This window comes from Frigoribacterium sp. PhB107 (assembly GCF_003751515.1).
Taxonomy (GTDB): domain Bacteria; phylum Actinomycetota; class Actinomycetes; order Actinomycetales; family Microbacteriaceae; genus Frigoribacterium.
The window spans coordinates 735471-761845 of sequence record NZ_RJKU01000002.1; the positions used below are offsets into that span (position 1 = coordinate 735471).

Below are 26375 nucleotides of genomic sequence, written 5' to 3' on the forward strand. Positions count from 1 at the left end.
TGCGGCGAGCGCACCGAGGTCATGCTGGCCCGATCCACCCGCCGACCGGCGACGACGTCGTCCCGGTCACGAGCACGAGGACCACCGATGGCAACGACGCCCTCCCCCCGAGACGACACGATCCACCGTTCGCCCCTCTCGCGCCTCCGGCGGATCGAGAAGTCGCACTGGCTCTACATCGCCGTGATCGTCGCGGTAGGGGCCGGCATCCTCGTCGGCCTGACGGCGCCCGACGTCGCGGTGCAGCTGAAGCCGATCGGCACCGCGTTCGTCTCGCTGATCTCGATGATGATCGCGCCGGTGATCTTCTGCACGATCGTGCTCGGCGTCGGCTCGATCGCGAAGGCGGCGACGGTCGGCAAGGTCGGCGGACTCGCGCTCGGCTACTTCATCGCGATGTCGACCTTCGCCCTGGCGATCGGCCTCGTCGTCGGCAACCTGATCCACCCCGGCGAGGGCCTGATGGTCGGCAGCACCGGCTACGAGGCCCCCGCGAGCGAGGAGGCGGGCGGCACCGCCGGCTTCCTGCTCGGCATCATCCCCGAGACCCTCGTGTCGTCGCTGACCAGCGGCTCGATCCTGCAGACGCTCTTCGTCGCCCTGCTCGTCGGCTTCGCGCTGCAGCGGATGGGCGCGCGCGGCGCGACGATCCTCGAGGGGGTCCGCAACCTGCAGGTGCTGGTGTTCCGCATCCTCGCGATGATCATGTGGGTCGCCCCGATCGGCGCGTTCGGCGCCATCGCGGCCGTCGTCGGAGAGACCGGCGTCGCGGCGATCGTCGCCTTGGCGACCCTGATGGTCGCGTTCTACGTCACCTGCATCGTGTTCGTCGCGGGCGTGCTCGGCACGGTGCTGAAGCTCGTCACGGGCATCAACATCTTCCGGGTGATGCGCTACCTCGGCCGCGAGTACCTGCTGATCGTGTCGACCTCGTCGAGCGAGGTGGCCCTGCCCCGCCTGATCGCGAAGATGGAGCACCTCGGCGTCTCGAAGCCCGTCGTCGGCATCACGGTGCCCACCGGCTACTCGTTCAACCTCGACGGCACCGCGATCTACCTGACGATGGCGTCGCTGTTCATCGCCAACGCGATGGGCACGCCGCTGAGCGTGGGGGAGCAGCTCTCGCTGCTGCTCTTCATGATGATCGCCTCGAAGGGCGCCGCAGGCGTCACCGGCGCCGGCATCGCCACCCTCGCCGGAGGGCTGCAGGCGCACCGGCCCGACCTGGTCGACGGCGTCGGCGTGATCGTCGGCATCGACCGCTTCATGTCGGAGGCCCGCGCCCTGACGAACTTCACCGGCAACGCGGTCGCGACGCTGCTCGTCGGCACCTGGACCCGCGAGGTCGACACGGACCAGGTCGAGCGCGTGCTCGGCGGCCGGTCGCCCTTCGACGAGTCGACGATGAGCGCCGACGGCCACGGCGACGCGGCACACGCGGCCGCCACGGGGGCCGGTGCCGAGGAGGCGGCGGCCGAGACCACGGGACCGGCGCGCGACGACCGCATCTCGACCGACACCGTGCGGACGATCGTCGGCGGCGACGAGCGGGTCCCGCGGCGCTGACCTGCGGCGGCGCGCGCCGTCGCCGTCGCCGCCAGCGCGAAGCACCCCGTAGTGGACGATGCACCCCGGAACGACGGGGTGCACGGTCCACTACGGGGTGCTCGAGGTCGAGGCGCGAGACGGGTCAGTCGTCGTCGTCCGCCGTCGGGTCCCAGTAGGCCCGGTGCTCACCGACGGTCTCGGCGAGCGCCTGCAGCGCGAACGTGCTCACCCGCGCCTCCTACGCACTCGTCGACGCCGCATCGGCATCGGCGCGAGTCGACTCGGACCCGGCCTGCGTCGTGCCGGCGCCGGACCCGGAGCCCGTCTCGACGGCCGTGGCCGGGCTGGTCGTCACCTCGATCCGGCGCGGGGCGGCCTTCTGCGTCACCGGGATGACGATCGAGAGGACGCCGGCGTCGTAGTGGGCCGAGATGCCGCTCGCGTCGACTCCCTCGCCGAGGCTGAACTGACGGAGGTACGAGCCGTGCGGGCGCTCCTTCGCCAGCCACTGCGCGCCGGTGCGGGCGTCGGCCGTCCGCTGGGCCTTGACGGTGAGCACCTGGCCGTCCACGTCGACGTCGACGCTGCCCGGGTCGACGCCCGGCATGTCGGCGGAGAGCACGTAGCGGTCGCCGTCGCGGTACAGGTCGACGGGCATCTGCCGCGGGCCCTGCCGCGTCGCGAGCAGGCTGCCGGCGAGGCGGTCGAGCTCGGTGAAAGGATCGAAGGTCATTGCCATGATGAAGAGTCCCCTTCCGTGACGGATTCACTGTCTCGTGGAGAGTTGAGTCGGTGTGGCTCAACTCGGTGACTCGATGGTAGGACGGCGTCACGGCTCATAGCTCGGAGATCGCTCAGATCAGGCTCGGAGTTCGCTCGGAGGAACGACCGGGGGTGCCTCAGGCGCCCCGGACAGCCGCAGCGACCTGGGCCACCGCCTCCTCGACGGCCTTCCGCCGACCCGCGTCGTCGTCGCGCTCGGAGTCGTGCACCCACGCCGTGGCGCCGCGTCGGGCGCCCACGTAGTCGACGATCCCGTGGCCGACCTGCGTCTCGAGCGCCTGCTCGTAGCCGTGCTTCTCGTAGCTCCCGGCGTCGTCCCCGGCCACGAGGAGGAGGTGGACCGTGAGCCTGCCGAGGTTGCGTCGCATCCCGCCCTCCCCCTCCGGCCCGCCCACGTCGAACGCCCAGCCGTTCACGAACACCCGGTCGATCCAGCCCTTGAGCAGGGCCGGCATCGACCACCACCAGACGGGGAGGACGAGCACGAGGTGGTCGGCGGCGTCGAGACGGCGGTGCTCGGCTGCGACGTCGGCGGGGAACTCGCCCCCCACCCGGTAACTGTGCCTGTCGGCGGCGCCGAACCGCGGGTCGAAGCCCTCGGCGGCGAGATCGGCGATCTCGACCTCGCCGGGCTCCAGCGCCGCCCGCACCAGCTCGGCTATGCCTGCGGTGAGCGACTCGGGGTCAGGGTGGGCGGTGACGATGAGCGTCTTCATGCCGTCCAGTCAACCGGCTCGGGCTGGCCGTCCGCCGCTTCCGGGAGTCCTGCTGACCCGCCAGAGTGGCCGACGAGGGCGAGGAGATCGAGGTGCTCGAGCTGCCCTTCGCCGAGGCGCTGGCCATGGTCGACGACGGCCGCATCGTCGACGGCAAGACGATCATGCTGCTGCAGTGGGCGGCGCTGCGCCGGCTCACGACGGGCGGCCTCGGCTAGGGAGCGCCGCCGGCGACGTCAGCCCTCGCGCAGCACCTTCGACATGGCGCGGCCGCGCGCGACCTCGTCGACGAGCTTGTCGAGCCGCCGGATCTGCTGCATCAGCTCGTCGTCGAGCTCCTCGATGCGGACGCCGCAGATCACGCCGGTCACGAGCGACGCCCGCGGGTTCAGCTCGGCCGCCGCGAAGAAGTCACGGAACGACGTCCGTGCCGCCAGGTGATCGGCGAGCCGCGCGTCGTCGTAGCCGGTCAGCCACGTGATCACCGTGTCGACCTCGGCGCGCGTGTGCCCCTTGCGTTCGGCCTTCGCCACGTAGAGCGGGTAGACGTCGGCGAACGCGGTGTCGTAGATGCGGCCGTTGCGGTCCATGGCGGCAGCGTAGCTGCGGGAGTCGTCCCCGTCAGCCCTCGCGCGCCTCCCTCGCCCGGCCCTTGATCGCCGAGATGACCTCGGTCTTCGCGTCGGCGTAGTCGTTCATGTCGTCCCAGCTGCGGGCGAGCAGGGCGCGCTTCGTCCGTTCGTAGAGCGCACGGTCGTCGTCGTCACGGCGCAGGTGGTCGCGAAGGAGGAGGTACTCGGCCACCGCAGGAGCCCCGCGGTCGTACACGTGCACGTGCACGTCCCGCTCCGGGGTGCGGACCAGCCGGTGCCCCGGCTCCCGCACGCGCAGCACGTAGCCGGCGGCGAGCAGGGGGTCGAGCCAGTCCTCCTCGGCGGTGACGTCGTCGACCGCGACGACGAGGTCGACGATCGGCTTCGCGGCCAGGCCGGGCACGGAGGTCGAGCCGATGTGCTCCACGTCGGCCTGCGTGCCGGTCGTCGCGAGGGCCGCGACGATGCGCCGCTCGTGCTCGCGGTAGAGCTCGGGCCACCGCGGGTCGGGGTCGTGCAGCGTGACGGCGATCGCCTCGGGGCCGCCGACCAGGTCGAGCTCGGTCACGTCGGGGCGGCGACGGGTACGGGTGCGGGGGCGGGGCTCGTCGGTCACCCGGCCATCCTCGCAGCCGTCCGCCTCGCGCTGTCTTCTCGGCACACGGCGTCATCTGCCCCCGAGTTCGTCCATGATGGTCCCGTGACCGACACCGACACCGCGAAGCGACCCGACGGAGCCAGCCGAGACGACGTCCGGGGGGCGGTCGACACCGACCTGCGCGCCGACGTGAGCTTCCTGGGCAGCCTGCTCGGGCGCGTGCTCACCGAGGCCGGCGGCCCCGACCTCCTGGCCGACGTCGAGCGCCTGCGCGCCGCCGTCATCTCTGCCTACGAGGACGCGACCGCGGGCCACGCCGGCAAGACGGACTCCGCCGAGCCGGTCGACCGCGCCGGCGAGATCGTCGCCGAGCTCGACCAGGAGCGCGCCGAGCAGGTCGCCCGGGCCTTCACCGTGTACTTCCACCTCTCCAACCTCGCCGAGGAGCACCACCGGGTGCGCGTGCTGCGCCGACGCCGCGAGCGCGCCGACTCGCTGCCCGCCGCGGTCGAGCGGCTCGTCGACGAGCTGGGGGCCGAGGAGGCGTCGGCACGTCTGCAGGCGCTGCGGTTCCAGCCCGTCTTCACCGCGCACCCCACCGAGGCCCGCCGCCGTGCGGTCGCGAGCACCATCCGCCGCATCAGCGACCTGCTCGACGAGCGCGACGCCGCGCAGAGCACGGCCGACCTGCTCGAGACCGAGCGCCGCCTCCTCGAGGAGATCGACGTGCTGTGGCGCACCTCGCCGCTCCGCACCACGCGCCCGACCCCGCTCGACGAGGTCCGCACCGCGATGAACGTCTTCGACCAGACGCTCTTCGAGGTCGTGCCGCACGTCTACCGCGTGCTCGACGACCGCCTCAACGGCGACGCGGCCGGCCGTCAGCCGGTGGCGGCCCCCGCCTTCATGCGCTTCAGCAGCTGGATCGGCGGCGACCGCGACGGCAACTCGCACGTCACCGCCGAGGTCACCCGCGCCGCCGCCGAGATCGCGTCCGAGCACGTGCTGCTCGGCCTGCACCGCGCGGCCGGCCGCATCGGCGGCACCCTGACCCTCGACGAGGCCGACACCCCGGCCGACGCCGGCGTCCGCGAGCTCGCCGAGCAGCAGCGCGCGCTCGACCCCGACACGGCCTCGCGCATCGGCATCCGCTCGCCCAACGAGACCCACCGCCGAGTGCTCCTGTTCGTCGCCGAGCGGATCGACGCCACGCGCCGCGGCGTCGAGGGCCTCGCCTACGCCGGGCCCGACGACCTGCTCGCCGACCTCCGCACCGTCCAGGCGTCGCTCCGTGCGGCCGGCGCCCACCGCGCGGCCAACGGCGAGCTGCAGAACCTCGTCTGGCAGGTCGAGACCTTCGGCTTCCACCTCGCGGAGCTCGAGGTGCGCCAGCACTCGCAGGTGCACCGCACCGCCCTGGAGGAGGCGCGCGCCGGCGGCGAGCTGAGCGCGCAGACCGTCGAGGTGCTCGACGTGTTCCGCACCGTCGCCTCGCTGCAGCAGCGTTTCGGGCGTCGTGCCGCCTCCCGGTACATCGTGTCGTTCACCCAGTCGTCGGCCGACCTCGCGAACGTCGTCGAGCTGGCCGAGCTCGCCCTCGGCTCGGCCGAGGCGGCGCCCGTGCTCGACGTCATCCCGCTGTTCGAGACGTTCGCCGACCTCGAGGCGTCGACGCGCATCCTCGACGAGGCCCTGCAGACCGACGCGGTGCAGCGTCGTCTCGCCGCGACCGGCCGAAAGCTCGAGGTGATGCTCGGCTACTCCGACTCGTCGAAGGACGTCGGCCCCGTCAGCGCCACCTTCGCGCTCTACGACGCGCAGGCGCGCATCGCCGAGTGGGCACGGAGCAACGACATCGAGCTGACCCTGTTCCACGGCCGCGGCGGCTCGATGGGCCGCGGCGGCGGACCGGCCCACGAGGCCGTCCGAGCCCAGCCGCCCGGGTCGGTCGAGGGCCGGTTCAAGATCACCGAGCAGGGCGAGGTCATCCTCGCGAACTACGGCAACAAGGTGATCGCTGCCCGCCACATCGAGCAGATGGCCGCCGCGACCCTGCACGCGTCGACGCCGTCCACGGCCGCCGCGAACGCCGCCTCCGCCGAGCGCTTCGCCCCGCTGGCCGCGGCCATGGACGCGGCCTCGCGCGACGCCTTCTTCGGCCTGGTCAAGGCCGACGGGTTCGCGACCTGGTTCGCCACGGTCACCCCGATGGAGGAGGTAGGCCTGCTCGCGCTCGGCTCGCGTCCCGCGCGGCGCGGCCTCTCGGTCGAGTCGCTCGAGGATCTTCGGGCGATCCCGTGGGTCTTCGCGTGGACCCAGGCCCGCATCAACCTCGCCGGCTGGTACGGCCTCGGCTCGGCGCTCGCCGCGGTCGGCCACGTGCAGGTGCTGCGCGAGGCCTACGAGGCCTGGCCGCTGTTCCGCACGATGATCAAGAACGTCGAGCTGTCGCTGGCGAAGACCGACGACCACATCGCCCGCCGCTACCTCGGCCTGGCCGAGCGCGACGACCTCGCCGACCGGGTGCTGGCCGAGATGGCGCTGACCCGCGAGTGGGTGCTCGCGACGAGCGGGTCGAGCGACGTGCTCGAGGGGCGACCGGTGCTCAGCCGTTCGGTGCGCCTCCGGAGCCCCTACGTCGACGCGCTGTCGCTGCTGCAGCTGCGGGCGCTGCGGGGCATCCGCCGCTCGGTCGAGAAGGACCCGGCGGACGCCGACCACCGCCTCCTGCTGCTCACCGTCAACGGCATCGCGGCCGGCCTGCAGAACACGGGCTGACCTCTCCTCCCTCATTCAGGAACATCGGTCCTGCGTCTCGCGGCGGGGGACCGATGTTCCTGAGTCGTGCACGATGCAGGAACGCGATCGACGGACTTCCTGCAGGCTGACGCGCCCGGTCTCGTGCCGCCGGGGCCACCTCCGACCTTCGGTCGATCCCCGAGGAGGCGGCCCCTCCGTACCCTCGGAGCATGAGCACCGAGACCGTGACCGACGGCAGACCCCGTGGCTGGGCCCGCGCCTGGGGCGAGACGTGGCGGCTCCTCGTCGCTCTCGTCTTCGGCCTGGTCGTGTCCCTCGCGGTCTGGTTCGGCGACCCGGCCGGTGCCCGCGACGCCGAGCCGCTCTTCGGCCTCTTCGTGTTCCTCGACGTGCTCGTCGGGCTCACCGTGCTCGTGATGCTGCCGCTGCGGCACCGCGCCCCGTTCGTCCTCACCCTGGTGGCGGTCGTGCTCGCGGGCATCTCGCCGTTCGCGTCGTGCGCCGCGTCGCTCATGCTCGTGTCGCTCGCGACCCGTCGGCGTGCGGCCGAGATCATCCCCGTGGCACTGGCCTTCGTCGTCGCGAGCGTGCTCGGCGAGGTGCTGTGGTTCCGTTCCGAGCCGGTCCTCCCGCTCTGGCAGACCCTCCTCGCGGTCGTCGTCGTCACGGCACTGATCGTCGTCGTCGGTCTCTACATCGGCGGTCGTCGTGAGCTGCTGCGCAGCCTGCGCGAGCGTGCCCGCCTCGTCGAGGAGGAGGAGCACCTCCGCCTGGCCCAGGCCCGCGACCACGAGCGCACCCGGATCGCCCGCGAGATGCACGACGTGCTCGCCCACCGGCTCTCGCTCGTCGCCCTGCACGCCGGGGCCCTCGAGTACCGCGACGACCTCGACCCGGCCGAGACGCGGGCCACCGCGGGCGTCATCCGGGAGAACGCGCGGACGGCGCTGACCGAGCTGCGGGACGTGCTCGGGGTGCTCCGCGAGCCCGGTCCCGACGGCGGCACGGTGGCCGCCCCGCCCCAGCCGACCCTGGCCGGGCTGGACGAGCTGCTCGACGAGGCACGGTCCGCGGGCATGGTCGTCCAGCTCGAGTCGTCGCTCCCCGAGACCCTGACCGGCGGCCGCGGCGACCCCGCCGCGGCGGACGGCCCGTCCGAGGAGGCGCCTCCCACGACGACGAGCCGGCACGCGTTCCGCATCGTGCAGGAGTGCCTGACGAACGCCCGCCGGCACGCCCCCGGGCAGCCGGTGACGGTGACGCTCGACGGGCGTCCCGGGGACCAGCTCGTCGTCCGGGTGGAGAACGCCCTCGGGGCTGCGCCCAGGGGGGCCGTCCCCGCGTATCCGTCGAGTCCCGGGGCGCCGTCGCCGGCCCTGTCGGCGGCAGGCTCCCTGCGTGCAGGTGCAGGTGCAGGTGCAGGTGCAGGTGCAGCCGCAGCCACTGGTGCGCGTGTCCTGCGCGGCGGCCACGGCCTCGACGGGCTGGCAGAGCGAGCCCGTCTCGCCGGCGGCACCCTGACCCTCGACTCGTCCGCGGGTCGCCACGTCGTGGAGGCGAGGCTGCCGTGGACCCGGTGACCCGCACCTCCGCCCCGGTCCGCGCCCCCGTGCGTGTCGTCCTCGTCGACGACGAGAGGCTCGTCCGGACCGGACTCCGCCTCATCCTCGGCGGCGAGCCGTCCGTCGAGGTGGTGGGCGAGGCCGGCGACGGCGTCGAGGCCGAGCACGTCATCGCCGAGACCGTCCCCGACGTCGTCCTGATGGACATCCGCATGCCGCGCCGTGACGGGCTCGCCGCGACCGAGCGCGAGCTCGCGCGTCGACCCGACCTCGCCGTCCTCGTGCTCACGACCTTCGACGCGGACGACATGGTGCTCGGGGCGCTGCGCCTGGGCGCCCGTGGCTTCCTGCTCAAGGACACGCCGCCGGCCGAGCTGGTGGCGGCGGTCCTCGCGGCGGCGCAGGGCCGGTCGACCCTGTCGCCGAGCGTGCTCGACCGCGTGATCGGAGCCGCGACGGCGTCCGTCCCCGTGCAGGCCGTCGACGGCAGCGCCGAGGAGGCGGCGGCCGCGGCCGACGAGGCCCGGTCCCGTCTCGCCTCGCTCACCGCCCGCGAGGCCGACGTCGTGCGCGGGGTCGTGCGCGGCCGGTCGAACGCGCAGATCGGAGCCGAGCTGTACGTCAGCGTCGCGACGGTGAAGACCCACCTCGGCCACGCCTACGACAAGCTCGGCGTCGACGGCCGGGTGCAGCTCGCGCTGCTGGCGCGGGCGGCGGGGCTCCCCGAGGACTGACGCCGCTCCTCCCCAGGTCACGATTCGACACCGCCTGTGCCCCCGCACGGCCACGACCCGGTGCCGGCCCGGGCGAGATGCCATGATCATCGGCAGAGCAGCGTCCGCTCGCCGTCCAGGAGGTCATCCGTCGTGTCTGTCCGTGCTGTCGTGCCCGTCCGCGTCGCGTCCCGCCCCGCCCGTCCGCGCCTCCTCGGCGCCGTCGCCGGCCTGGCCGGGCTGGTCCTGCTGTCCGGGTGTGCGTCGGCACCGTCGGGCGACGGGGGCGCCGCGACGGCCTCGACGCACTGCGCCCGGATGGTGACCAACTCCGGCGGCCTCGAGGACCGCTCGTTCAACCAGTCGAGCTGGGCCGGGCTGCAGGCTGCCGAGGCCGACGGCGTCGCCGCCCAGGTGCTCGTCTCGACCTCCGAGACCGACCTGGCGCCGAACGTGACCCAGGCCGTCGAGTCCGGCTGCGGCTTCGTCCTGACCGTCGGCTACGAGCTGGCCGCCGCCACCCAGGAGCAGGCCGCGGCGAACCCCGACGTCGACTTCGCCATCGTCGACGAGACCGTCGAGGGCGACAACGTCAAGCCGATCCTGTTCGACACGGCGCAGGCGTCGTACCTCGCCGGCTACCTCGCGGCCGGGGTCTCGAAGACCGGCGCGGTGGGCACCTTCGGCGGCGGCAACCAGCCGCCCGTGACCCTCTTCATGGACGGCTTCGCGCAGGGCGTCGAGGCCTACAACGCCGCGCACGGCGCCTCCGTGCGCCTGATCGGCTGGGACCCGGTCGCCCGCGACGGCTCGTTCACCGGCGACTTCGAGGACGTCAACAAGGGCAAGCAGGTCGCCCAGGCGCTGATCGACCAGGGTGCCGACGTGATCATGCCCGTCGCCGGCCAGGTCGGCGAGGGCGCCGCCTCCGCCGCGCTCGACGCCGGGGGAGTCAGCGTCATCTGGGTCGACAACGACGGCTACGACACGCTGCCCGAGGCGTACCGCCCGATCCTGCTGACCTCCGTGCTCAAGGACACCGAGCAGGCCGTGCGGGAGATCGCCGTGTCGACGACCGACGACAGCTTCACGAACGAGCCGTACGTCGGCACCCTCGAGAACGAGGGCGTCGGCCTCGCGCCGTTCCACGACCTCGAGTCGAGCGTGCCCGCCGACCTCGCCGCCGAGATCGACGCCCTGCGCGACGAGATCGTCGCGGGGACGGTCACGGTCGACTCGCCCGACGCCCCGTAGGCGCGGGCGGACGCCGGACGCCGGACGCCGTAGCCTCACCCAGCCGCCGGGCGCCCGCCGTGGCCTACGGCCGGCTGGCGCGCCGTCCGCGGGTGCGACCACCACGTCCGGCGGCTGCCGCTGCAGCGACGAACCGCTCCGCCCGCTCGACGGTGCGGCCGCGCCCGGCCGCCGCGTCCCACTCGTACACGGTGACTCCGCCGATCAGCACGTGCTCCGCACGGCTCATCACGTCGAGCGGGTCGCCCGACCAGATGACGACGTCGCCGTCGAGCCCGGGCGTCAGCGCCCCGACGCGGTCGTCGAGCCCGAGCATGCGTGCCGGGTTGATCGTCAGCGCCTCGAGAGCGACGACGGGGTCGAGCCCCTCCTTCACGGCGAACGACGCCTGGTGCACCAGGAAGTTGATGGGCACCACCGGGTGGTCGGTGGTGATGGCGACCGTCACTCCGGCGCGGGCCAGGGCGGCGAGGTTCGAGATCGCCCGGTCGCGCAGCTCGACCTTGGTGCGCGAGGTGAGCATCGGCCCGAAGATCACCGGGACGCCCTTCTCGGCCAGCACGTCGGCCAGCTTGTGGCCCTCGGTGCCGTGGTTGACGACGAGGCGGTAGCCGAACTCCTCCGACAGCCTGATCGCCGTCGCGATGTCGTCGTGCCGGTGCACGTGCTGGTCCCAGACGAGGGTGCCGTCGAGCACGTCGGCGAGCGTCTCGAGCCGCAGGTCGCGTCGGAACGGCTCGCCCCCCACCGCCGCCGCGGCGCGTGACGCCGCGTAGAAGCGGGCGTCCTCGAACGCCTGCCGCAGCACGTACGCGACGCCGAGCCGCGTGGAGGGCAGCACGTCGCGGCTGCCGTAGACCCGCTTCGGGTTCTCGCCGAGCGCGGACTTGACGCTCACGGCCTCCTTGATCACCTGCTCGTCGATCGTGCGGCTGCCCCAGGTCTTGATCGCGACCGTGCGGCCGCCGATCACGTTGCCGCTGCCGGGCTTGACGACGACGCTCGTGACGCCGCCCGAGAGCGCGTCGCGGAAGCCCTCGTCGTCGATGTCGATCGCGTCGATCGCCCGCACCCCGGCGGTGTTCGGGTCGGTCATCTCGTTGGTGTCGTTGCCGACGGGCCCGTTCGCCTCCTCGCTGATGCCGACGTGGCCGTGCGCCTCGACGAAGCCGGGCAGCACCCAGCGGCCCGTGGCGTCGACGACCCGGGCGCCCACGGGCACCTCGACGTCGGAGTCGGCGCCCACCACCTCGACCACGCCGTCGCGGATCAGCACCGTGCCGCCCTCGATCGGCTCGCCCACGACGGGCACCACGCGGCCGCCCGTGATCGCGACGACGACGGACGGGGGCTGCTGCGAACGAGACATGGACCCACCGTAGGCCCGCCCGCCGACACCCCCGAGGAGGTGCGGCGTCAGCCCCGCGGACGGTCCGCGACCGCGAAGCGCTGGTTCGCCAGCACGGGCAGGGTGCGCCGCGCCGCCGCCACCTCGTCCAGGTCGAGGTCGACGACGAGGAGCCCCGGCTCGGCGCCGAGCTCGGCGACCACGGCCCCGAACGGCGAGGCGACGAGGCTGTGCCCGACGCCGGTCGGCGACGCGCTCGCCGCCGCGGCCGTCGCGTCGCGCTCGGTCTCGGCGTCGCCGGAGACCCTGGCCGCCGCCGCGACCGCCGCGGGGTCGGCCTGCCCGACGGCCACGACGAAGGTCGTGCTGTCGGCGGCGCGCGCACGGGTCAGCAGCTGCCACTGGTCGACCTTGCCGGGGCCGTCGCCCCACGACGCGGCGACGACGCTGACCTCGGCGCCCGACGCGGCGTTCGCGAGGAACAGCGCGGGGAACCGCACGTCGTAGCAGGTGGCCAGGCCCACGACGGCACCACGGCCGGCGTCGTCGTCGCCCCCGTCGCCGCTCCCGACGGCCACGGTGACGGCCTCGTCGCCGCCCTCCACCGAGTCGGACTCCGCGTGGCCGAACGCGTCGAAGAGGTGCACCTTGTCGTAGCTCGCGGCCAGCTCGCCGCCCGGGCCGGCCACGAGGAGGGTGTTCCTCACCGTGCCCTCCTGCCCCGGCGTGAACGTGCCGACGACGATCGTGACGCCGAGCCGCCCGGCGAGGCCGAGCACGGCCGAGGCCCAGGGGCCGTCGAGCGGCTCGGCCGACGCGGCGAGGTCGGAGCCGAACGCGGTCATGGCCGCCTCGGGGAACACGACCAGCTCGGCTCCCTCGGCTGCCGCCTCCTCGGCTGCCCGCTCGACCTCACGGAGGTTGCGGGCCGGATCACGGGTGCTCCAGATCTGGGCGAGGGCGATGCGCATGCGCCCAACCTAGCCACGCGCGCCGCCGCGCCGGGGCCGGGCCCTGCCCCGCACCAGCCGCGCGGGGCCGCGCGGGCCTCCGCCGGATACAGTTCACGGCATGATCGACCTCCCCGAAGGCGAGCTGCGCGAGCGGCTGGCCACCGCCCTGTCCGTGCCTCGCTGGGTCGACGAGGTGGCCGGTCAGGCGCCGTTCGACGACGTCGACGCCCTGATCGCCGTCGCACGCCGCGCCGGGTCGCTCACGTCCGACGAGGTCGACCAGGCGCTCGAGCACCACGACCTCGTCGCCGAGCCCGCGACCGGCGACGCGGGCGCCGACGAGTACGGGCGTCGCGAGGAGCGCGCCTCCCACGAGACCGACGACCCGCAGCTCGTCAAGGCCCTGGCCGAGGGAGGCGCGGTGTACGAGGAGCGCTTCGGCCGCGCCTTCGTCATCCGCACGGCCGGCCGCAGCCGCGACGAGGTCGTCGAGGAGCTCGACCGTCGGCTCAAGCTCGACGACGAGGCCGAGAAGCAGGAGGTGGGGGCCCAGCTGGTCGAGATCGCCGTCGTCCGCCTCCGCCAGGTCTTCGCGTCCCGCACGGCCGAGACGGGGCGTGGCGCCGAGACCGCGTCGCCGGCGCGGCCGCTCGCCTGACCTGCTCGCCTGACCCGGGCGGTGGACGCGCGCACGGTGAGGAGCGACTCGGACGGGCCCCGAGGGGGCCGAGCGTACGATGGGCGCATGTCCGACGCAGCCCCCGACCGCATCCTCATGTTCGGCGCCGAGTGGTGCCGTGACTGCCGCCGCTCGAAGGCCCTGCTCGACCGCGAGGGCGTGGCCTACGACTACGTCGACCTCGAGTCGGTCGACGACGGGGCCGACCGCGCGTTCGCGATCAGCGGCCGTACGCAGATCCCCGTGGTCGTGTTCCCCGACGGCAGCCACCTCGTGGAGCCGTCCGACGCCGAGCTCTCCGCGAAGCTCCCGCTCGACTGACGTCGGCGCCAGCGGAGGTTCGGACCGAAAGGGACGAAAGAGCCGTGGGCCCGCGGTTCTGACGTCCCTTCTCCGCTAGGAAGCCCCGGCCCGACCCGGCTGGCCCTCAGCGGCGGCGACGCTCCGCGACGATCTGCTTCACGGTCTCGTCGAGGTGCGGGTGCACGAACTCGTAGCCGCCCTCGACCAGTCGCTCGGGCACGACCCAGCGGCTCTTGAGCACGAGCTCGGTCTCGGTCCGCAGCACGGCGGTGCCGAGCTCGAGCATCCATCGCGTCGCGGGGAGCCCGATCGGCATGCCCACCGCACGGCGCACGATCCCCATCATCGTCCGGTCGTCGCTCGGGTTCGGCGAGGACAGGTTCACGACCCCGTCGACGTCGTCGTGCTCGCGCAGCCAGTCGATCGAGCCGAGCACGTCGTCGACGTGGATCCAGCTGAACTTCTGGCGACCGCCTCCGGCGCCCTGATGGTGGTGGGTGCCGGCCGCGAGCCGCGCCTTCGTCGCCGGCCAGGGCCCGTCGAGCTGCGGCCCGCCGAGGCCGACCCGGGCGAGGCCCATCAGCGGCACCAGGGCGCTGCCGTCGCCGAGCACGATCGCCATCCGCAGGGCGACACGGCGCGTGCCGGGCAGCTCGCCCTCGAAGAACTCGCGCTCCCAGCTCGTGGCGACGTCGACGGAGAAGCCCCGCCCGAGCTCGCCCGTCGACTCCGTCATCGGGCGGTCCTCGGCGTGCCGGTAGATCGTCGCGGTCGACGAGTTCAGCCAGAGCCGAGGAGGCGCGGCGCAGGCGAGCACCGCCTCCCTCAGCTCCCGGGTCGTCTCGACCCGGGACCGCATGATCTCGGCGCGGTTCGCCGGGCCGTAGCGGCAGTTCACGCTCTTGCCCGCGAGGTTGACGAGCAGGTCGGCACCGTCGAGCAGGCGGGTGATCGCGGCCGTGTCGCCCCAGCGGGCGTCGGGGCCGGAGCGGCCGATCTCGCTGACGCGGGCGCCGCGGGCGCGCCAGGCGGCGGCGAGGTGCTGGCCGATGAAGCCGGACGCGCCGGCGATGACGATGTGGTCGGTCACGATGCTGTTCCCCCTGTGTCGTCGGGCTCGACCGAGTAGTCGAAGTGGCCCGTGTACTCGTAGATCCGGCCGACGAGCGGCGCGTCGAGGGTCACCGAGACCCGTTGTCGACCGACGGCCTCGTCGAACTCCTCGCGCAGCGACACCCGGGGCGACACGGCGGCGGGCACCGCGACGGAACGCCGGCCGACGCGCAGGCGCATCGTGCCCGACGTCATCGACAGGGCCCCGTCGCGGGCGTGCGCGACGAGGTCGGCCGACCAGCGCCTCCGGTGCCCCAGGTGGTCGACGAGCCCGGTCGACGTCGCGGTGACGGCGTCGACCATGTGGCACTCGCCCGACGCGAAGCGGAACGTGCGGACCGCCCGGACCACGGGAGCACCCGAGTCGTCGACGTCCGGTCGGTTGGTCACGGTGAAGGGCACGTCGTGCTGCCAGGCGGCGAAGAGCACTCCCTGCCGGCCGAGCACCCACAGCACGGGCCAGAGCCAGCGCCGAGGTGTGCCCGCCCGGGCGAAGACGCCCTGGCCGCGTCCGACGGAACCGGCCGGGATCGCCCGGAAGTACGGCAGGAGGCGCGGGTGCAGCCCCGAGAGCGCCTCGCCCGCGGCGGCCTCCCACGGAGACTGCGGGGCGGGAGCGTCGGGCACGACCCGAGCCTAGGCCCGGGGCTACCCTCGCGGCATGGACACCGCCGACACCGCCGACCGCACCTCCGCGCCGCACCCCCTCGTCTCCGTCGCCGAGCTGGAGCGGTCGCTCCGGGGCGATCGGCCGCCGCGCCTCCTCGACGTGCGCTGGCGGCTGGACCGTCCCGACGGCCGGCCGGCGCACCGCGAGGGCCACCTGCCGGGGGCCGTCTACGTCGACCTCGGCTCCGAGCTCGCCGGGCACGGCCTGGCGGCGACGGAGGGGCGTCACCCCCTGCCCGCGCCCGACGACCTGCAGCGGTCCGCCCGCAGCTGGGGGCTGCGCGAGGGCGAGCCGGTCGTGGTCTACGACGACCTGGGCGGCCAGTCCGCGGCGCGGGCGTGGTGGTTGCTGCGGGCTGCCGGCCTCGCCGACGTGCGGCTGCTCGACGGCGGGCTCGGAGCGTGGACCGCGGCCGGCCTGCCGGTCGAGACCGGGGACGTGCGTCCGGAGCCCGGAGACGTCGTCCTCGGCTCGGGTCGGCTGCCGACGATCGACGCGGAGGAGGCCGCCGCGTTCCCGGCGCACGGCACCCTCGTGGACAGCCGCGCCGGAGAGCGCTACCGCGGCGAGGTCGAGCCCGTCGACCCGCGGGCCGGTCACGTGCCGGGCGCCGTGAGCGTCCCGACCGCGGGCAACCTCGACGCCTCGGGCCTGTTCCTCGATGCGGACGCGCTGCGGGCGAGGTACGAGGAGGCGGGCGTCCGGCCGGGCGAGCCCGTCGCGGTCTACTGCGGCTCGGGCGTCACCGCCGCGCACGCCGCCGTCGCGCTCACGGTCGTCGGCTACGACCCCGTGCTGTTCCCGGGGTCGTGGAGCGCGTGGTCGTCCGACCCCGGCCGCCTCGTCGCGACGGGCGCCGAGCCCGGCTGACTCACGAACTCGCCCGGGTGTCCTCCTGACTCGTGCACGACTCAGGACGCGCACTCCCCCCGCCGCGCAGCTCAGGACTCGTCTTCCTGAACGAAGACGGGGGCAGGAGGCGCGGGTCAGTCGGCGTGCGTCGGCGAGGGCTCCAGGGTGCGGTCGTCGACGATCGCGTCGACCGCGGTCCGGCGCACGGAGTCGATCCCGTTGAGCGCGGACCCCTTCTGCCGGTACCCCTCCGAGGTCGCGATCACCTCGCCGTTCGCGGCGGTGAGCACGAAGCGGTACTCGCCCGACTCGCCCTGCGTGACGATGAACTTGCCGGCCATGGCGTCCTCCTCGCGTCCGGGGAGCGGCGTCTGCGCGCTCCGCGTCGCGTCAGCATAGGCAGCGCGTGTTTCGTCCGTGTCACGGGGCCGCGACATGACGCCGCGCGACGAGCGACGCGCGTCGCGACGTGCACGAGGCCGCGTCGAGCGCAGCAGCAGCCCCCGCTGCCGCCGCGCTCGCCGCGGCCTGGTCACCCGGCTCTGCCGGGGTCGGTCAGTCGCCGACGAGCACGCCGATGGCGGCCTTGAGCGTGTCGCGGTCGCGACGGAGCTTGGCGACCTCGGCCTCGAGCTCCGCGAGGCGATCGGCGGACGCCTGGTCGGCGCCGTCGCCGCCCTTGGCGCTGGCGCCGCTGCCGGGCGGACGACCGCGTCGGGGCGCGGGCGCGGCGGCCGGCTCCTCCTGCGCGTCACCGTCGGTGCGCACGGCCGAGCCGTCGTCGGCGGTGTCGGCCGCCTCCTCGGCGATGACGGACGCCGCGGGGGCGTTCGCCTTCTCCCAGGCGCGGATCCAGCCACGGAGCGACTGCTCGCCGACCTCGAACTGCTCGGCGGTCTCACGGATGATGGCGCGGTTGCCGGGCTCCGCCTCGCGGCGCTCCAGGACGCGGGCGAGCGACTGCTCGCGCGTCTCGTCGGTGTACTTCTGCTCGAAGGGCATGTCGTGTCTCCGGTCGTGAGGAGGGCGGGGGAGCAGCCACGTGGTGACGGCGCATCCGTCGTCACCACAGGACCGTTGACGCCGACGGTACTGCACTCTCACCTCACATGAGTAGATATAGATAGAAATATGTGATGACGAGCACGGTCTCGCTCGTTCCGTGACCACGCGATGCCTGCCGCGCCGTACACATGAGCCGACGCGGACGGCGCGGCACATATGAGGACGTGTCATCATGATGCGCAGCACGCGGCGCACGACGTGGCGCACCACGTCCGATGACATGACCACACGTGTCGCGCGTCGACCGTGTCGACCACGACGGCGACCCGGCGCGCAGGAGGCGGTCGTCCAGTCGCCGCCGACCCGCCCGTCCTGAGGCGGATCACGGCGACGACGGCTTAAGGTGGCCGTGTGTGGCGCGCCGACAGACAGCATGACGACGACGACGACGGGACCAGTCCCGGCGTCGCCCCGACGGGTGCGCCCGGGGGGGCAGCGTCCCCGGGCACGGTCAGCCTCGGCGACCCCGGCCTCGCGGTGGGCAACGTGGCCGAGCCGTCCCGCACCGGGTGGCGCGACCAGCTGAGCGTCGTGGGCGGCACCTCCACCCTGCTGCACTTCGGCGACGAGCAGCGGGCCCGCATCGAGCTCAGCACCACCCACCCCGGCGGCCTCGCCCAGTTCATCACCGGCAAGACGACCCTGCTGTCGAGCCTCATCCGCGACGACCTCGCGCTCCGGACCGCCCGCGTCGCCGCCGGCGAGATCGCCGCGAAGGGCCTCGAGCTGAGCACCGTGCGCGGCATCGACGCCGTCCACCTCGCCATCGGCGTCGCCGCGTGGTCGTTCGCCGGCCGCGACCACCGCGCCCCCGTCCTGCTCCGCCCGCTCGCCATCCGGCGCCACGGCCGCGACTTCGAGGTCAAGCTGCTGGGCGAGCCGTTCCTCAACCCCGCGCTCTCCGACGCGCTGCACGACCAGTTCGACATCTCGCTCGACGCCGACGCGTTCGTCGCGCTCGCCGGCCGCGAGGGCGCGTTCACGCCCAACCCCGTGATCGACCGCCTCCGCGGCCTCACGGCGCACCTCGACTGGTTCACCGTGCAGCCGCGCCTCGTGGTGTCGACCTTCGCCGAGGTCTCGACCGAGATGGCCCTCGACGCCCGCGAGCTCGGCCACCCCGTGCTCGACGCGCTCGGCGGCAACGCCATGGCGATCCGCCAGGTGCAGGAGGGGTACCGCCCGACCACGGCGACCCCCCAGGACGAGCGCAGCCCCGAGACCGACACCCTGCTGCTCGACGCCGACCCCGAGCAGGAGAACGTCGTCGCGCAGATCGCGGCCGGCGCCTCGGTCGTGGTCAAGACGCTGCCGGGCACCGGCGGCACACAGACCATCGTCAACGCGATCGGCCGACTCGTGTCGCAGAACAAGCGGGTGCTCGTCGTCAGCGCTCGCCGCGCCTCCCTGCGAGGCATCACCGCCCGCCTCGCCGACATCGGCCTGCCCGGCGTCGCAGTCTCGCCGACCACGCTGCGCCGCGACGTCATCCGCGCCATCAGCCGCGACGAGAAGGCCACCCACCCGCAGATGGGCGAGGTCGACGACGCGCTCGTGCGCCTCCGCAAGGTGCTCGTCGACTACCGCGGCGCGCTGAGCCGACGTGACGACGGGCTCCGCGTGTCGGTGCTCGACTGCCTCACCGAGCTGTCGCGGCTCGCCCTGCTGCCCGCGCCTCCCGCGACCACCGCGCGCCTCAGCCGCCGCAGCGTCGAGGCGATGGTCGACGGCCGTCGCCGCGTCGCCGAGACGATGGTCAACGCCGCCAACCTCGGCGAGTTCCGCTACGGCCCGGGCGACTCGCCCTGGTACGGCGCGCGCTTCACCGACTCGTTCGGCGCCGGCGACGCCCACCAGCTCGCCAAGAACCTGCACCACCGCGACCTGCCCCGCCTGCTCGAGCGAGCGCAGGAGGTGATCGGCAGCACCCGGATGCGCCCCTTCGAGTCGGTGGCCGAGCTGGGCGTCTACCTGCGCCTCCTCATCGAGATCCGCGACACGCTCGACAAGTTCCAGCCCGTGGTGTTCGACCGCTCCGTCGCCGAGCTCGTCGCGGCGACCGCGCCGAAGCGCGAGGCGCCCGACATGTCGAGCGCCAACCGCCGCCGCCTCAAGAAGCTCGCGAGGGAATACGTGCGGCCCGGGGTGCACATCGCCGACCTGCACAGCGCCCTGCAGCGCATCCAGCAGCAGCGCATCGCCTGGCAGCGCTACGTGGTCGCGGGCACGCCGCCCGAGGTGCCCACGGGGATCGCCGACGCGCACGTGCTGCACCAGCAGGTCAGCCAAGATCTGGAGCGCCTCGACTCGCCCCTCGGCCTCCGCGGCGACGACAGCCTGACCGAGATCGGCGTGGCCGAGCTCGGCCCGAAGCTGCGCGACCTCGCCGCTGAGAGCGACGTGCTGCAGAACCTGCAGGAGCGCACCGAGCTCATGACGACCCTGCGCGACCTCGAGCTGGCGCCGCTCATCACCGACCTCGCGAACCGCCACGTGCCCGAGCAGCAGGTCGCCGCGGAGCTCGAGCTCGCCTGGTGGCGCTCGGCGCTCGAGTCGCTGCTCGAGGCCGACCGTGCGCTGCTCGGGGCCAACACCGCCATGCTCGACCGCCTCGAGGCCGACTTCAGGCTCGTCGACGAGGCGCACGCGGCCGGCAGCGCCCAGCTGCTCGGCTGGCAGCTGGCTGAGAACTGGAAGATCGGTCTCGTCGACTGGCCGGAGGAGGCGTCCGCCCTCAAGGCCCTGCTGCGCCAGCCGCACCTCACCGCCCGCCTGCTGCACGACGCCGCGCCGCACCTCTCGCGCGCCATCGCCCCGGTCTGGCTGGCCTCGCCCTACGAGGTGCACACCATCGCCGACACGGTGCCGTTCGACACGGTCGTGCTCGTCGACGCCGGCGCGACGACCATCGCCGAGAACGTCGGGGCGATCCGCCGGGGCAAGCAGACGGTGGCCTTCGGCGACCCCGTGACGCAGACGCCCTCAGAGTTCGACATCGCCGTGACGCCCGGCAAGCAGCCGCCTCGTTACGACGAGGCGGAGCTCGACGCCCTGCACGCCGACAGCGCCCTCGCCCGCCTGTCCACCCTGCTGCCGACCCTCTCGCTGACCCGCAGCTACCGCGCCGGCGGAGAAGACCTCGCCGAGCTCGTCAACCGCCGCTTCTACGGCGGGCGCATCGAGTCGCTGCCCTGGGCGGGCAGCTTCCTCGGGCACGGCAGCATCGCGCTCGACTACGTCTCCGGCGGCACGGCCGTGCCCGACCCCGAGTCCGGTGCCGTCGAGAGCGTCGACGCCGAGGTCGACCGCGTCGTCTCGCTCGTCGTCGAGCACGCGCGCACCCGACCGGCCGAGTCGCTCATGGTCATCACCGCGAGCGCGAAGCACGCCGTGCGCGTGCAGCAGGCCGTGCTCACGGCGGTGTCCGGCCACAAGGACCTGACGGAGTTCGTCGTCGGCGACCGGGGCGAGCCGTTCATGGTCGCCACGCTCGAGCAGAGCGTCGCCCAGAGCCGCGACCACGTGATCTTCTCGATCGGCTACGGGCGCACCCCGCACGGCCGCGTGCTCAGCGACTTCGGGCCGCTCGGCCAGCCCGGCGGGGAGCGTCTGCTCGCCGTCGCCATGACGCGGGCGCGTCGCTCGATGATCATCGTCACCTGCTTCCAGCCCGACGACATCGACGGCGGACGCATGGGCCACGGCACCGTCGCGCTGTCCGAGATCCTCACCGAGGTCCAGGCGCGCACCAGCGCCGAGCACGTTCCGGACGACTCCGACCCGATGCTCGTCGACCTGGCGCGGCGCCTCGAGGCGAAGGGCATCCCCGTCGCCCTCGGGCACCGCGGCAAGCTCGGGCTGGTCGCCGCCCACGACGGCGTCTGCGTGACCATCGAGACCGACACGACGCTGTCGCGCACGAGCCTCCGCGAGTCGCTGCGGGCCCGGCCGGAGACGCTGCGCCGCCTCGGCTGGCACTACGTCCGGGTGCACGCCTTCCAGCTGTTCACCGATCCCGACTCCGTGGCCGCACGGGTCGCCGAGGTGCTGGGGATCGACGGGACGCGCACGCAGGAGGTCCCGACGCTGTCGGCCCGCCAGCACGTCAACCGGCTCTGACCGCGATGACGGAGGTGACGAGCCCGCGCGACCCCGACTCAGGTCCCGCAGGAGGAGCGGGTCGGCCCGCCGACGACCGCGCGGTCGTCGAGGCGATCGCGTCGGCCCCGCTCGTGGTGCGGCGTCGCGGCGGCGGCCGGCGGGTCTCGACCGACCCGGTGCCCGGCAGCGATCCTGCTCCTGCACCCGAGCCTCCTCGGCACGCGTCGGGGGAGAACGACCGTCAGCTCCGCGACGACGTGCCGCCGCACTGGGGCTGACCCCCGAGCTCCCCGCACGCGACGACGGCCCGCCGCTCCCGGTGAGGGAGTGGCGGGCCGTCGTCGTCGTGCGGAGCCGGGAGCTCAGCGGCTGCCGAGCGGTCCGTTCCCGAGGTTGACGCTGCCGCTCGGGGTCGGGTCGGCGGCGTGGCTGCCGTGACCGGCGACGCCGGAGTCGATGCCCGACTGCGCCCGCAGCAGGTCTCGGATCTCGCTCAGCAGCTCGACGTCGGTCGGCGGCACGTCCGCCGGCGGCACGGTCTCGTCCGACTGCTTCGCGAAGGTGCGCTTCAGCAGGCTGTTCACCGGGAGCACGAGGCAGAAGTACACGACGGCGGCGATGATCAGGAAGTTGATCAGGGCACCGATCACGGCACCGAACTTGAGCTCGGCTTCGGCGCCGCTCACCGTGGGGATGCTCACGATCAGGGCCTTGTCGAGCATCGACGCGTTGAACGCCGCACCGATCAGGGGGTTGAAGATGTTGGTCACGAGCGAGGTGACGATCGCGGTGAACGCGGCTCCGATGACCACGGCGACAGCCAGGTCGATCACGTTGCCGCGCAGGACGAATTCTTTGAAGCCCTTCACAGGTGCGCTCCTTCGGGTCGAGGGGTGGTCGTCGTCGCCGACAACTCAACCACTCCTCGCCCGGTCACGCAGACCGGGGTCAGGAGGAGGAGCCGGAGCTCCCCGACGAGGAGCCGCCCGAGGACGAGCTCGACGACCCGCCCGACCCGGTGGACGACGCGCCGCCTCCTGCGCTCTTCTCCTTCGCGCCCGACGACTTCTTGTCGGACGACGACGACGAGGTCGACGACGAGCTGGTCGAGGAGCTGCCGCTCCCGCTCCGGGAGTCGGTGCGGTAGAAGCCCGACCCGTTGAAGGTGACGCCCACGGGGCTGAACACCTTGCGGAGCACGCCCTGGCAGACGGGGCAGACCGTCAGCGAGTCGTCGGTGAACGACTGGACGACGTCGAAGGCGTTGCCGCACTCGGTGCAGCGGTACGAGTAGGTGGGCACGGGCGTCCTAGCTGTGGGTCGAGGAGGCGGCCTGCGAGCTCAGAACTCGTGGATGCCGCTGGGCGTGACGACGCCGTCGACGGGCTGGTCGTGACGCTCGCGCGGCACCTGCTCCACGTACTCGGAATCGAACACCACAGCATAGACCGGCGGTCGCTTCTCCATCGATCCGAGGGTCTTGTCGAAGTAGCCTCGGCCCCAGCCCATCCGCATCCCCGTGTGGTCGACGGAGGCGGCCGGCACGATGATGAGGTCGACGTCGTTGATCGCCATCGGGCTGAGCACCTCGCCGACCGGCTCGGGCAGGTCGAACAGCCCGAGCGTCTCGGTCTCGCCGTCGCCGACGGCCCAGTCGAGCAGCCCGTCGGGACGGGAGATGGGGAACAGGACGCGGACGTCGTTCTCGTAGGCCCAGTTGAGGAACGGCCGGGTGTTCGGCTCGTCCGCGGTGGAGAGGTAGGCCGACACCGACCGGACGGAGAGCCCGGACGCGAGGTCGACCAGGTGCCTCGTCAGGCCCGCGGTCGCCTGGTCACGAGCGTGGTCGCCCTGGTTGCGGCGCCGCTGTCGCAGCTCCGCCCGGAGTGCGCGCTTGGCGTTGCCGACCTCGTCCGTCATGTCCCCGATGGTACGGGCACGAAATGTGCCCCCCGCGGAACGCCGCGGGTGGATACGCTGAGCGGCATGGGCTTCACGATCAGCAAAGCAGTCATCCCCGCCGCCGGCCTGGGTACCCGATTCCTCCCCGCGACCAAAGCAATGCCGAAGGAGATGCTCCCCGTCGTCGACAAGCCGGCGATCCAGTACGTCGTCGAGGAGGCCGTGAACGCGGGCCTCACCGACGTCCTCATGATCACCGGGCGCAACAAGAACGCCCTCGAGAACCACTTCGACCACGTGTCCGAGCTCGAGGAGACCCTGAAGAAGAAGGGCGACCACGACAAGCTCGCCAAGGTCAACCAGTCGACCGACCTGGCCGACATGCACTACGTCCGCCAGGGCGACCCGCTGGGCCTCGGCCACGCGGTGCTCCGCGCCAAGATGCACGTCGGCCGTGAGCCGTTCGCCGTCCTGCTCGGCGACGACATCATCGACGCCCGCGACCCGCTGCTGACGCGCATGGTCGAGGTGCAGGGGCAGAAGAACGCGACCGTGATCGCCCTGCTCGAGGTCGACCCCTCGCAGACCCACCTCTACGGCATCGCCACGGTCGAGGAGACCGACGAGGACGACGTCGTCAAGGTCACCGGCCTGGTCGAGAAGCCGGCACAGGGCGAATCGCCCTCGAACCTGGCCATCATCGGTCGCTACGTCATCCGTCCCGAGGTCTTCGACGTGCTCGAGAAGCAGGAGCCGGGCAAGGGCGGCGAGATCCAGCTGACCGACGCCCTGATGAAGATGGCCGGCGCAGAGGAGTGGACCGGCGGCGTGTACGGCGTCGTCTTCCGCGGCCGCCGGTACGACACGGGCGACAAGCTCGACTACATCAAGGCCATTGTGCAGCTCGCGAGCGACCGGGAGGACCTCCGCGACGAGCTCCGCCCGTGGCTCAAGGAGTTCACGGCAGGGCTGGAGTAGGCGACCACCACGTGAGCAGCATCCCCACGCTGGCGGAGGGGCGGGTCGTCATCCGGCCCCTCCGCCTGCGTGACACCCGCGACCTCGACCAAGCGCTGGCCGAGAACCGCTCGTGGCTCCGGCACTGGGAGGCCACCAACCCGAACGGGTTCACGAGCCACGACGTCCGCGGCAGCATCCGCTCCCTCCAGGTGAACGCCCGCGCCGGCCTCGGCCTGCCGTTCGCCATCGAGCTCGACGGCCGCTTCGTCGGGCAGCTCAACGTCAGCGGCATCACCTACGGCTCGCTCGGCTCGGCGACGATCGGCTACTGGGTCACGCAGTCGGCAGCCGGGAACGACGCGACCCCGATCGCGGTCGCGCTGGCCACCGACCACTGCTTCCGTGCCCTCGGCCTGCACCGGATGGAGATCTGCATCCGCCCCGAGAACGGTCCGAGCCTCCGCGTGGTCGAGAAGCTCGGCTTCCGCTACGAGGGGCTCCGGCGCCGCTACATCCACATCAACGGCATGTGGCGTGACCACTTCTGCTTCGCGCTGGTGGCCGAGGAGGTGCCCGAGGGCGTCCTGCACCGGTGGCGGTCGGGCACGGTCCCGGTCGGGCAGGGCAGCGTGCCGCCCGACGCGCTGGCGGAGGCCGAGCGGCAGCTGCCGCTCTAGGCGGGTCTGCAGGCGATCTGCCCGGATCTGGCCTGGGTCCGCGCAGAACCGGGCGAGACACACCCCGCGACATGGCCGACGCGCCGTGCCGCCGCTCATACCCTCGTCAGCATGGACATCGGGTCGTGGGGCGGGGGCCTCGTGCTGGCGCTCGTCGCCGTGCTCTGGCTGGTCTACCTCGTGCCCACCTGGCAGCGCCGTCGCGAGTACCTCGCCACCGAGCGCAACGCCGTGCGCCTGCAGCAGACCCTCCGCATCCTCGCCCAGACGGCCGAGCTGCCCGAGGAGGTGCGGATCGAGGCCAACGCTCGTTCCGTCGCCGACGCGCAGCGCATCCTCGCCCGCGAGGAGACGAAGCGTGAGGCCCTCCGCCGGGCCCACGAGGCCGCTCGTCAGCGTGCCGTCACCCGCGAGCTGGCCGCAGCGGCACCCGTGCTCCGTGCCGCCGACCACGATCCCGCCCTGGCCGCCCGCCGCCTCCGTCGTTCGCGTCTCGTCTCGACCGTCGTGCTCGTGCTCGGGGCGGTCGCGATCGTCGCGGGCATCGCGACCTCGTTCTGGGTCGCCTCGATCGCGGGGCTCGCCTTCGGGGCCGGAGCGGTCGCGATGCTCGCCCAGCTGGCCGCGGTGTCACGGGCGCGGGCGCGGCGTCAGGTCGCCTCCGCTCCTCGCGTCGGCCAGCCGCTCAAGGACTTCTCCTCGTCGCTCGCCGACCCCGAGGCAGAGGTCGAGGCCGAGTCGCGGGAGTGGACCCCGGTCCCCGTGCCGACGCCCCTGTACCTGCGCCGCGGACGCCAGCGACCCGCGTCCCGGCCCGCAGCCACGGCGGCGGCGTCGGCTCCCGCCGCGGAGTCGCCCGCAGACGACCTGCGACGTCAGTCGGAACGCTCCGTCCAGGCGCTGAGGGAGTCCCAGCGGGCACAGCACCAGGCGCTGCGCGAGGCCGCTCGGGCCGAGGCGGCCCTCTCCGCGCCCCGGGCGGTGCCGGCGCCCGCGACGTCGAGGGCACCTGCCGCGCAGACGGCGGCTGCCTCCCCGCCGCCGCCGCCGCCTCCCGCCGCCCCCAGCCGCTTCGCGCGCATGGGCATCGTCGACGACCTCGGCGAGCCGAGCTTCCGCCTCGACGAGGCGCTCGAGCGACGCCGCGCGGTCTGAGCCGCTTCGAGTAGGCGGGCGTCGCGTCGATTCGGACCGGCGCCTCCTCGGGTGCTATCGTTGCGGAGCA

27 protein-coding genes are annotated in these 26375 nt (G+C 73.3%); 14 read left to right on the top strand and 13 right to left on the bottom strand.

Features of this window, described 5'->3' with window-relative positions; all coding sequences use genetic code 11:
• The first annotated feature begins 87 nt into the window (after positions 1 to 87).
• Complete coding sequence (locus EDF18_RS11710; protein WP_123547959.1) at positions 88 to 1566, top strand: cation:dicarboxylate symporter family transporter; 1479 nt, start codon at positions 88 to 90, stop codon at positions 1564 to 1566.
• Positions 1567 to 1786: 220 nt separating this feature from the next.
• On the opposite strand, the gene EDF18_RS11715 is transcribed toward EDF18_RS11710, so the two are convergent.
• Positions 1787 to 2281 carry an Hsp20/alpha crystallin family protein gene (locus EDF18_RS11715; protein ID WP_233569109.1) on the bottom strand — a complete coding sequence of 165 codons (495 nt, stop codon included), beginning with the start codon at positions 2279 to 2281 and terminating at the stop codon, positions 1787 to 1789.
• 166 nt (positions 2282 to 2447) lie between these two features.
• The gene (locus EDF18_RS11720; RefSeq protein ID WP_123547961.1) at positions 2448 to 3047 is read right to left on the bottom strand and encodes an NAD(P)H-dependent oxidoreductase; all 600 of its coding nucleotides are present in this window, start codon (positions 3045 to 3047) and stop codon (positions 2448 to 2450) included.
• Between the two features lie 65 nt (positions 3048 to 3112).
• Between EDF18_RS11720 and EDF18_RS16485 the strand changes: the two genes are divergently transcribed.
• Positions 3113 to 3265: a hypothetical protein gene (locus EDF18_RS16485; RefSeq protein ID WP_199732426.1), complete on the top strand. Its 153-nt coding sequence runs from the start codon at positions 3113 to 3115 to the stop codon at positions 3263 to 3265.
• 18 nt (positions 3266 to 3283) lie between these two features.
• Here the strand turns inward: EDF18_RS16485 and EDF18_RS11725 are convergent, their stop codons facing one another.
• Both EDF18_RS11725 and EDF18_RS11730 read right to left on the bottom strand, forming a co-directional pair.
• Positions 3284 to 3637 carry a DUF2200 domain-containing protein gene (locus EDF18_RS11725; protein WP_123547962.1) on the bottom strand — a complete coding sequence of 118 codons (354 nt, stop codon included), beginning with the start codon at positions 3635 to 3637 and terminating at the stop codon, positions 3284 to 3286.
• Between the two features lie 31 nt (positions 3638 to 3668).
• Positions 3669 to 4256 carry a GrpB family protein gene (locus EDF18_RS11730; RefSeq protein WP_123547963.1) on the bottom strand — a complete coding sequence of 196 codons (588 nt, stop codon included), beginning with the start codon at positions 4254 to 4256 and terminating at the stop codon, positions 3669 to 3671.
• A gap of 84 nt (positions 4257 to 4340) precedes the next feature.
• Here EDF18_RS11730 and EDF18_RS11735 point away from each other — a divergent pair, with 84 nt between their 5' ends.
• The 4 genes from EDF18_RS11735 to EDF18_RS11750 all read left to right on the top strand — a co-directional run bounded on the left by EDF18_RS11735 (position 4341) and on the right by EDF18_RS11750 (position 10527).
• On the top strand, positions 4341 to 7016 hold the full coding sequence (locus EDF18_RS11735) for a phosphoenolpyruvate carboxylase (RefSeq protein ID WP_123547964.1): 2676 nt from the start codon (positions 4341 to 4343) through the stop codon (positions 7014 to 7016).
• A 191-nt stretch (positions 7017 to 7207) separates the two neighbouring features.
• Positions 7208 to 8578 carry a histidine kinase gene (locus EDF18_RS11740; RefSeq protein WP_123547965.1) on the top strand — a complete coding sequence of 457 codons (1371 nt, stop codon included), beginning with the start codon at positions 7208 to 7210 and terminating at the stop codon, positions 8576 to 8578.
• Positions 8575 to 9294, top strand: a complete 720-nt coding sequence (locus EDF18_RS11745) for a response regulator transcription factor (RefSeq protein WP_166644785.1) — start codon at positions 8575 to 8577, stop codon at positions 9292 to 9294. Before EDF18_RS11740 ends, EDF18_RS11745 begins: the two co-directional genes overlap by 4 nt.
• A gap of 132 nt (positions 9295 to 9426) precedes the next feature.
• Positions 9427 to 10527 (top strand): BMP family protein, encoded by a 1101-nt coding sequence (locus EDF18_RS11750; protein ID WP_347876497.1) that lies wholly within the window; start codon positions 9427 to 9429, stop codon positions 10525 to 10527.
• Between the two features lie 64 nt (positions 10528 to 10591).
• Here EDF18_RS11750 and EDF18_RS11755 read toward each other — a convergent pair whose 3' ends face one another.
• A complete protein-coding gene (locus EDF18_RS11755; RefSeq protein WP_123547967.1) occupies positions 10592 to 11896 on the bottom strand; it encodes an amidohydrolase in 1305 nt (434 codons plus the stop codon).
• A 47-nt stretch (positions 11897 to 11943) separates the two neighbouring features.
• Positions 11944 to 12846 carry a carbon-nitrogen hydrolase family protein gene (locus EDF18_RS11760; RefSeq protein ID WP_123547968.1) on the bottom strand — a complete coding sequence of 301 codons (903 nt, stop codon included), beginning with the start codon at positions 12844 to 12846 and terminating at the stop codon, positions 11944 to 11946.
• A 100-nt stretch (positions 12847 to 12946) separates the two neighbouring features.
• Here EDF18_RS11760 and EDF18_RS11765 point away from each other — a divergent pair, with 100 nt between their 5' ends.
• Positions 12947 to 13486, top strand: coding sequence for a 2-oxo-4-hydroxy-4-carboxy-5-ureidoimidazoline decarboxylase (locus tag EDF18_RS11765; protein WP_123547969.1), 540 nt, complete (start codon positions 12947 to 12949; stop codon positions 13484 to 13486).
• Positions 13487 to 13573: 87 nt separating this feature from the next.
• Positions 13574 to 13828 carry a glutaredoxin domain-containing protein gene (locus tag EDF18_RS11770; RefSeq protein WP_123547970.1) on the top strand — a complete coding sequence of 85 codons (255 nt, stop codon included), beginning with the start codon at positions 13574 to 13576 and terminating at the stop codon, positions 13826 to 13828.
• Positions 13829 to 13934: 106 nt separating this feature from the next.
• Here EDF18_RS11770 and EDF18_RS11775 read toward each other — a convergent pair whose 3' ends face one another.
• Both EDF18_RS11775 and EDF18_RS11780 read right to left on the bottom strand, forming a co-directional pair.
• Positions 13935 to 14900: an epimerase gene (locus tag EDF18_RS11775; protein ID WP_123547971.1), complete on the bottom strand. Its 966-nt coding sequence runs from the start codon at positions 14898 to 14900 to the stop codon at positions 13935 to 13937.
• A complete protein-coding gene (locus EDF18_RS11780) occupies positions 14897 to 15550 on the bottom strand; it encodes a DUF4166 domain-containing protein (RefSeq protein WP_123547972.1) in 654 nt (217 codons plus the stop codon). Before EDF18_RS11780 ends, EDF18_RS11775 begins: the two co-directional genes overlap by 4 nt.
• A gap of 34 nt (positions 15551 to 15584) precedes the next feature.
• On the opposite strand from EDF18_RS11780, the gene EDF18_RS11785 reads away from it, so the two are divergent.
• Positions 15585 to 16463 (top strand): sulfurtransferase, encoded by an 879-nt coding sequence (locus EDF18_RS11785; protein ID WP_123547973.1) that lies wholly within the window; start codon positions 15585 to 15587, stop codon positions 16461 to 16463.
• 116 nt (positions 16464 to 16579) lie between these two features.
• Here the strand turns inward: EDF18_RS11785 and EDF18_RS11790 are convergent, their stop codons facing one another.
• Both EDF18_RS11790 and EDF18_RS11795 read right to left on the bottom strand, forming a co-directional pair.
• Positions 16580 to 16786, bottom strand: a complete 207-nt coding sequence (locus EDF18_RS11790) for a DUF1508 domain-containing protein (protein ID WP_123547974.1) — start codon at positions 16784 to 16786, stop codon at positions 16580 to 16582.
• Between the two features lie 214 nt (positions 16787 to 17000).
• Positions 17001 to 17447, bottom strand: coding sequence for a hypothetical protein (locus EDF18_RS11795; protein ID WP_123547975.1), 447 nt, complete (start codon positions 17445 to 17447; stop codon positions 17001 to 17003).
• 414 nt (positions 17448 to 17861) lie between these two features.
• Here EDF18_RS11795 and EDF18_RS11800 point away from each other — a divergent pair, with 414 nt between their 5' ends.
• Together EDF18_RS11800 and EDF18_RS16165 are read left to right on the top strand one after the other, a co-directional pair.
• Positions 17862 to 21629 (top strand): ATP-binding protein, encoded by a 3768-nt coding sequence (locus EDF18_RS11800; RefSeq protein WP_123547976.1) that lies wholly within the window; start codon positions 17862 to 17864, stop codon positions 21627 to 21629.
• Positions 21630 to 21643: 14 nt separating this feature from the next.
• Positions 21644 to 21889 (top strand): hypothetical protein, encoded by a 246-nt coding sequence (locus EDF18_RS16165; protein WP_148050093.1) that lies wholly within the window; start codon positions 21644 to 21646, stop codon positions 21887 to 21889.
• An 84-nt stretch (positions 21890 to 21973) separates the two neighbouring features.
• On the opposite strand, the gene mscL is transcribed toward EDF18_RS16165, so the two are convergent.
• From mscL to EDF18_RS11820, 3 genes are all read right to left on the bottom strand, one after another.
• Positions 21974 to 22480 carry a large conductance mechanosensitive channel protein MscL gene (gene mscL / locus EDF18_RS11810; RefSeq protein ID WP_123547978.1) on the bottom strand — a complete coding sequence of 169 codons (507 nt, stop codon included), beginning with the start codon at positions 22478 to 22480 and terminating at the stop codon, positions 21974 to 21976.
• A 79-nt stretch (positions 22481 to 22559) separates the two neighbouring features.
• Positions 22560 to 22913 (bottom strand): FmdB family zinc ribbon protein, encoded by a 354-nt coding sequence (locus tag EDF18_RS11815; RefSeq protein ID WP_123547979.1) that lies wholly within the window; start codon positions 22911 to 22913, stop codon positions 22560 to 22562.
• Positions 22914 to 22952: 39 nt separating this feature from the next.
• A complete protein-coding gene (locus EDF18_RS11820) occupies positions 22953 to 23531 on the bottom strand; it encodes a 5-formyltetrahydrofolate cyclo-ligase (protein WP_123547980.1) in 579 nt (192 codons plus the stop codon).
• A 66-nt stretch (positions 23532 to 23597) separates the two neighbouring features.
• Between EDF18_RS11820 and galU the strand changes: the two genes are divergently transcribed.
• The 3 genes from galU to EDF18_RS11835 all read left to right on the top strand — a co-directional run bounded on the left by galU (position 23598) and on the right by EDF18_RS11835 (position 26305).
• Positions 23598 to 24491 (top strand): UTP--glucose-1-phosphate uridylyltransferase GalU, encoded by an 894-nt coding sequence (galU, locus tag EDF18_RS11825; protein WP_123547981.1) that lies wholly within the window; start codon positions 23598 to 23600, stop codon positions 24489 to 24491.
• Between the two features lie 11 nt (positions 24492 to 24502).
• Entirely contained in the window at positions 24503 to 25150 is a 648-nt protein-coding gene (locus EDF18_RS11830) for a GNAT family N-acetyltransferase (RefSeq protein ID WP_123547982.1), read from the top strand.
• 111 nt (positions 25151 to 25261) lie between these two features.
• A complete protein-coding gene (locus EDF18_RS11835; RefSeq protein WP_123547983.1) occupies positions 25262 to 26305 on the top strand; it encodes a DUF3040 domain-containing protein in 1044 nt (347 codons plus the stop codon).
• Positions 26306 to 26375: the final 70 nt, after the last annotated feature.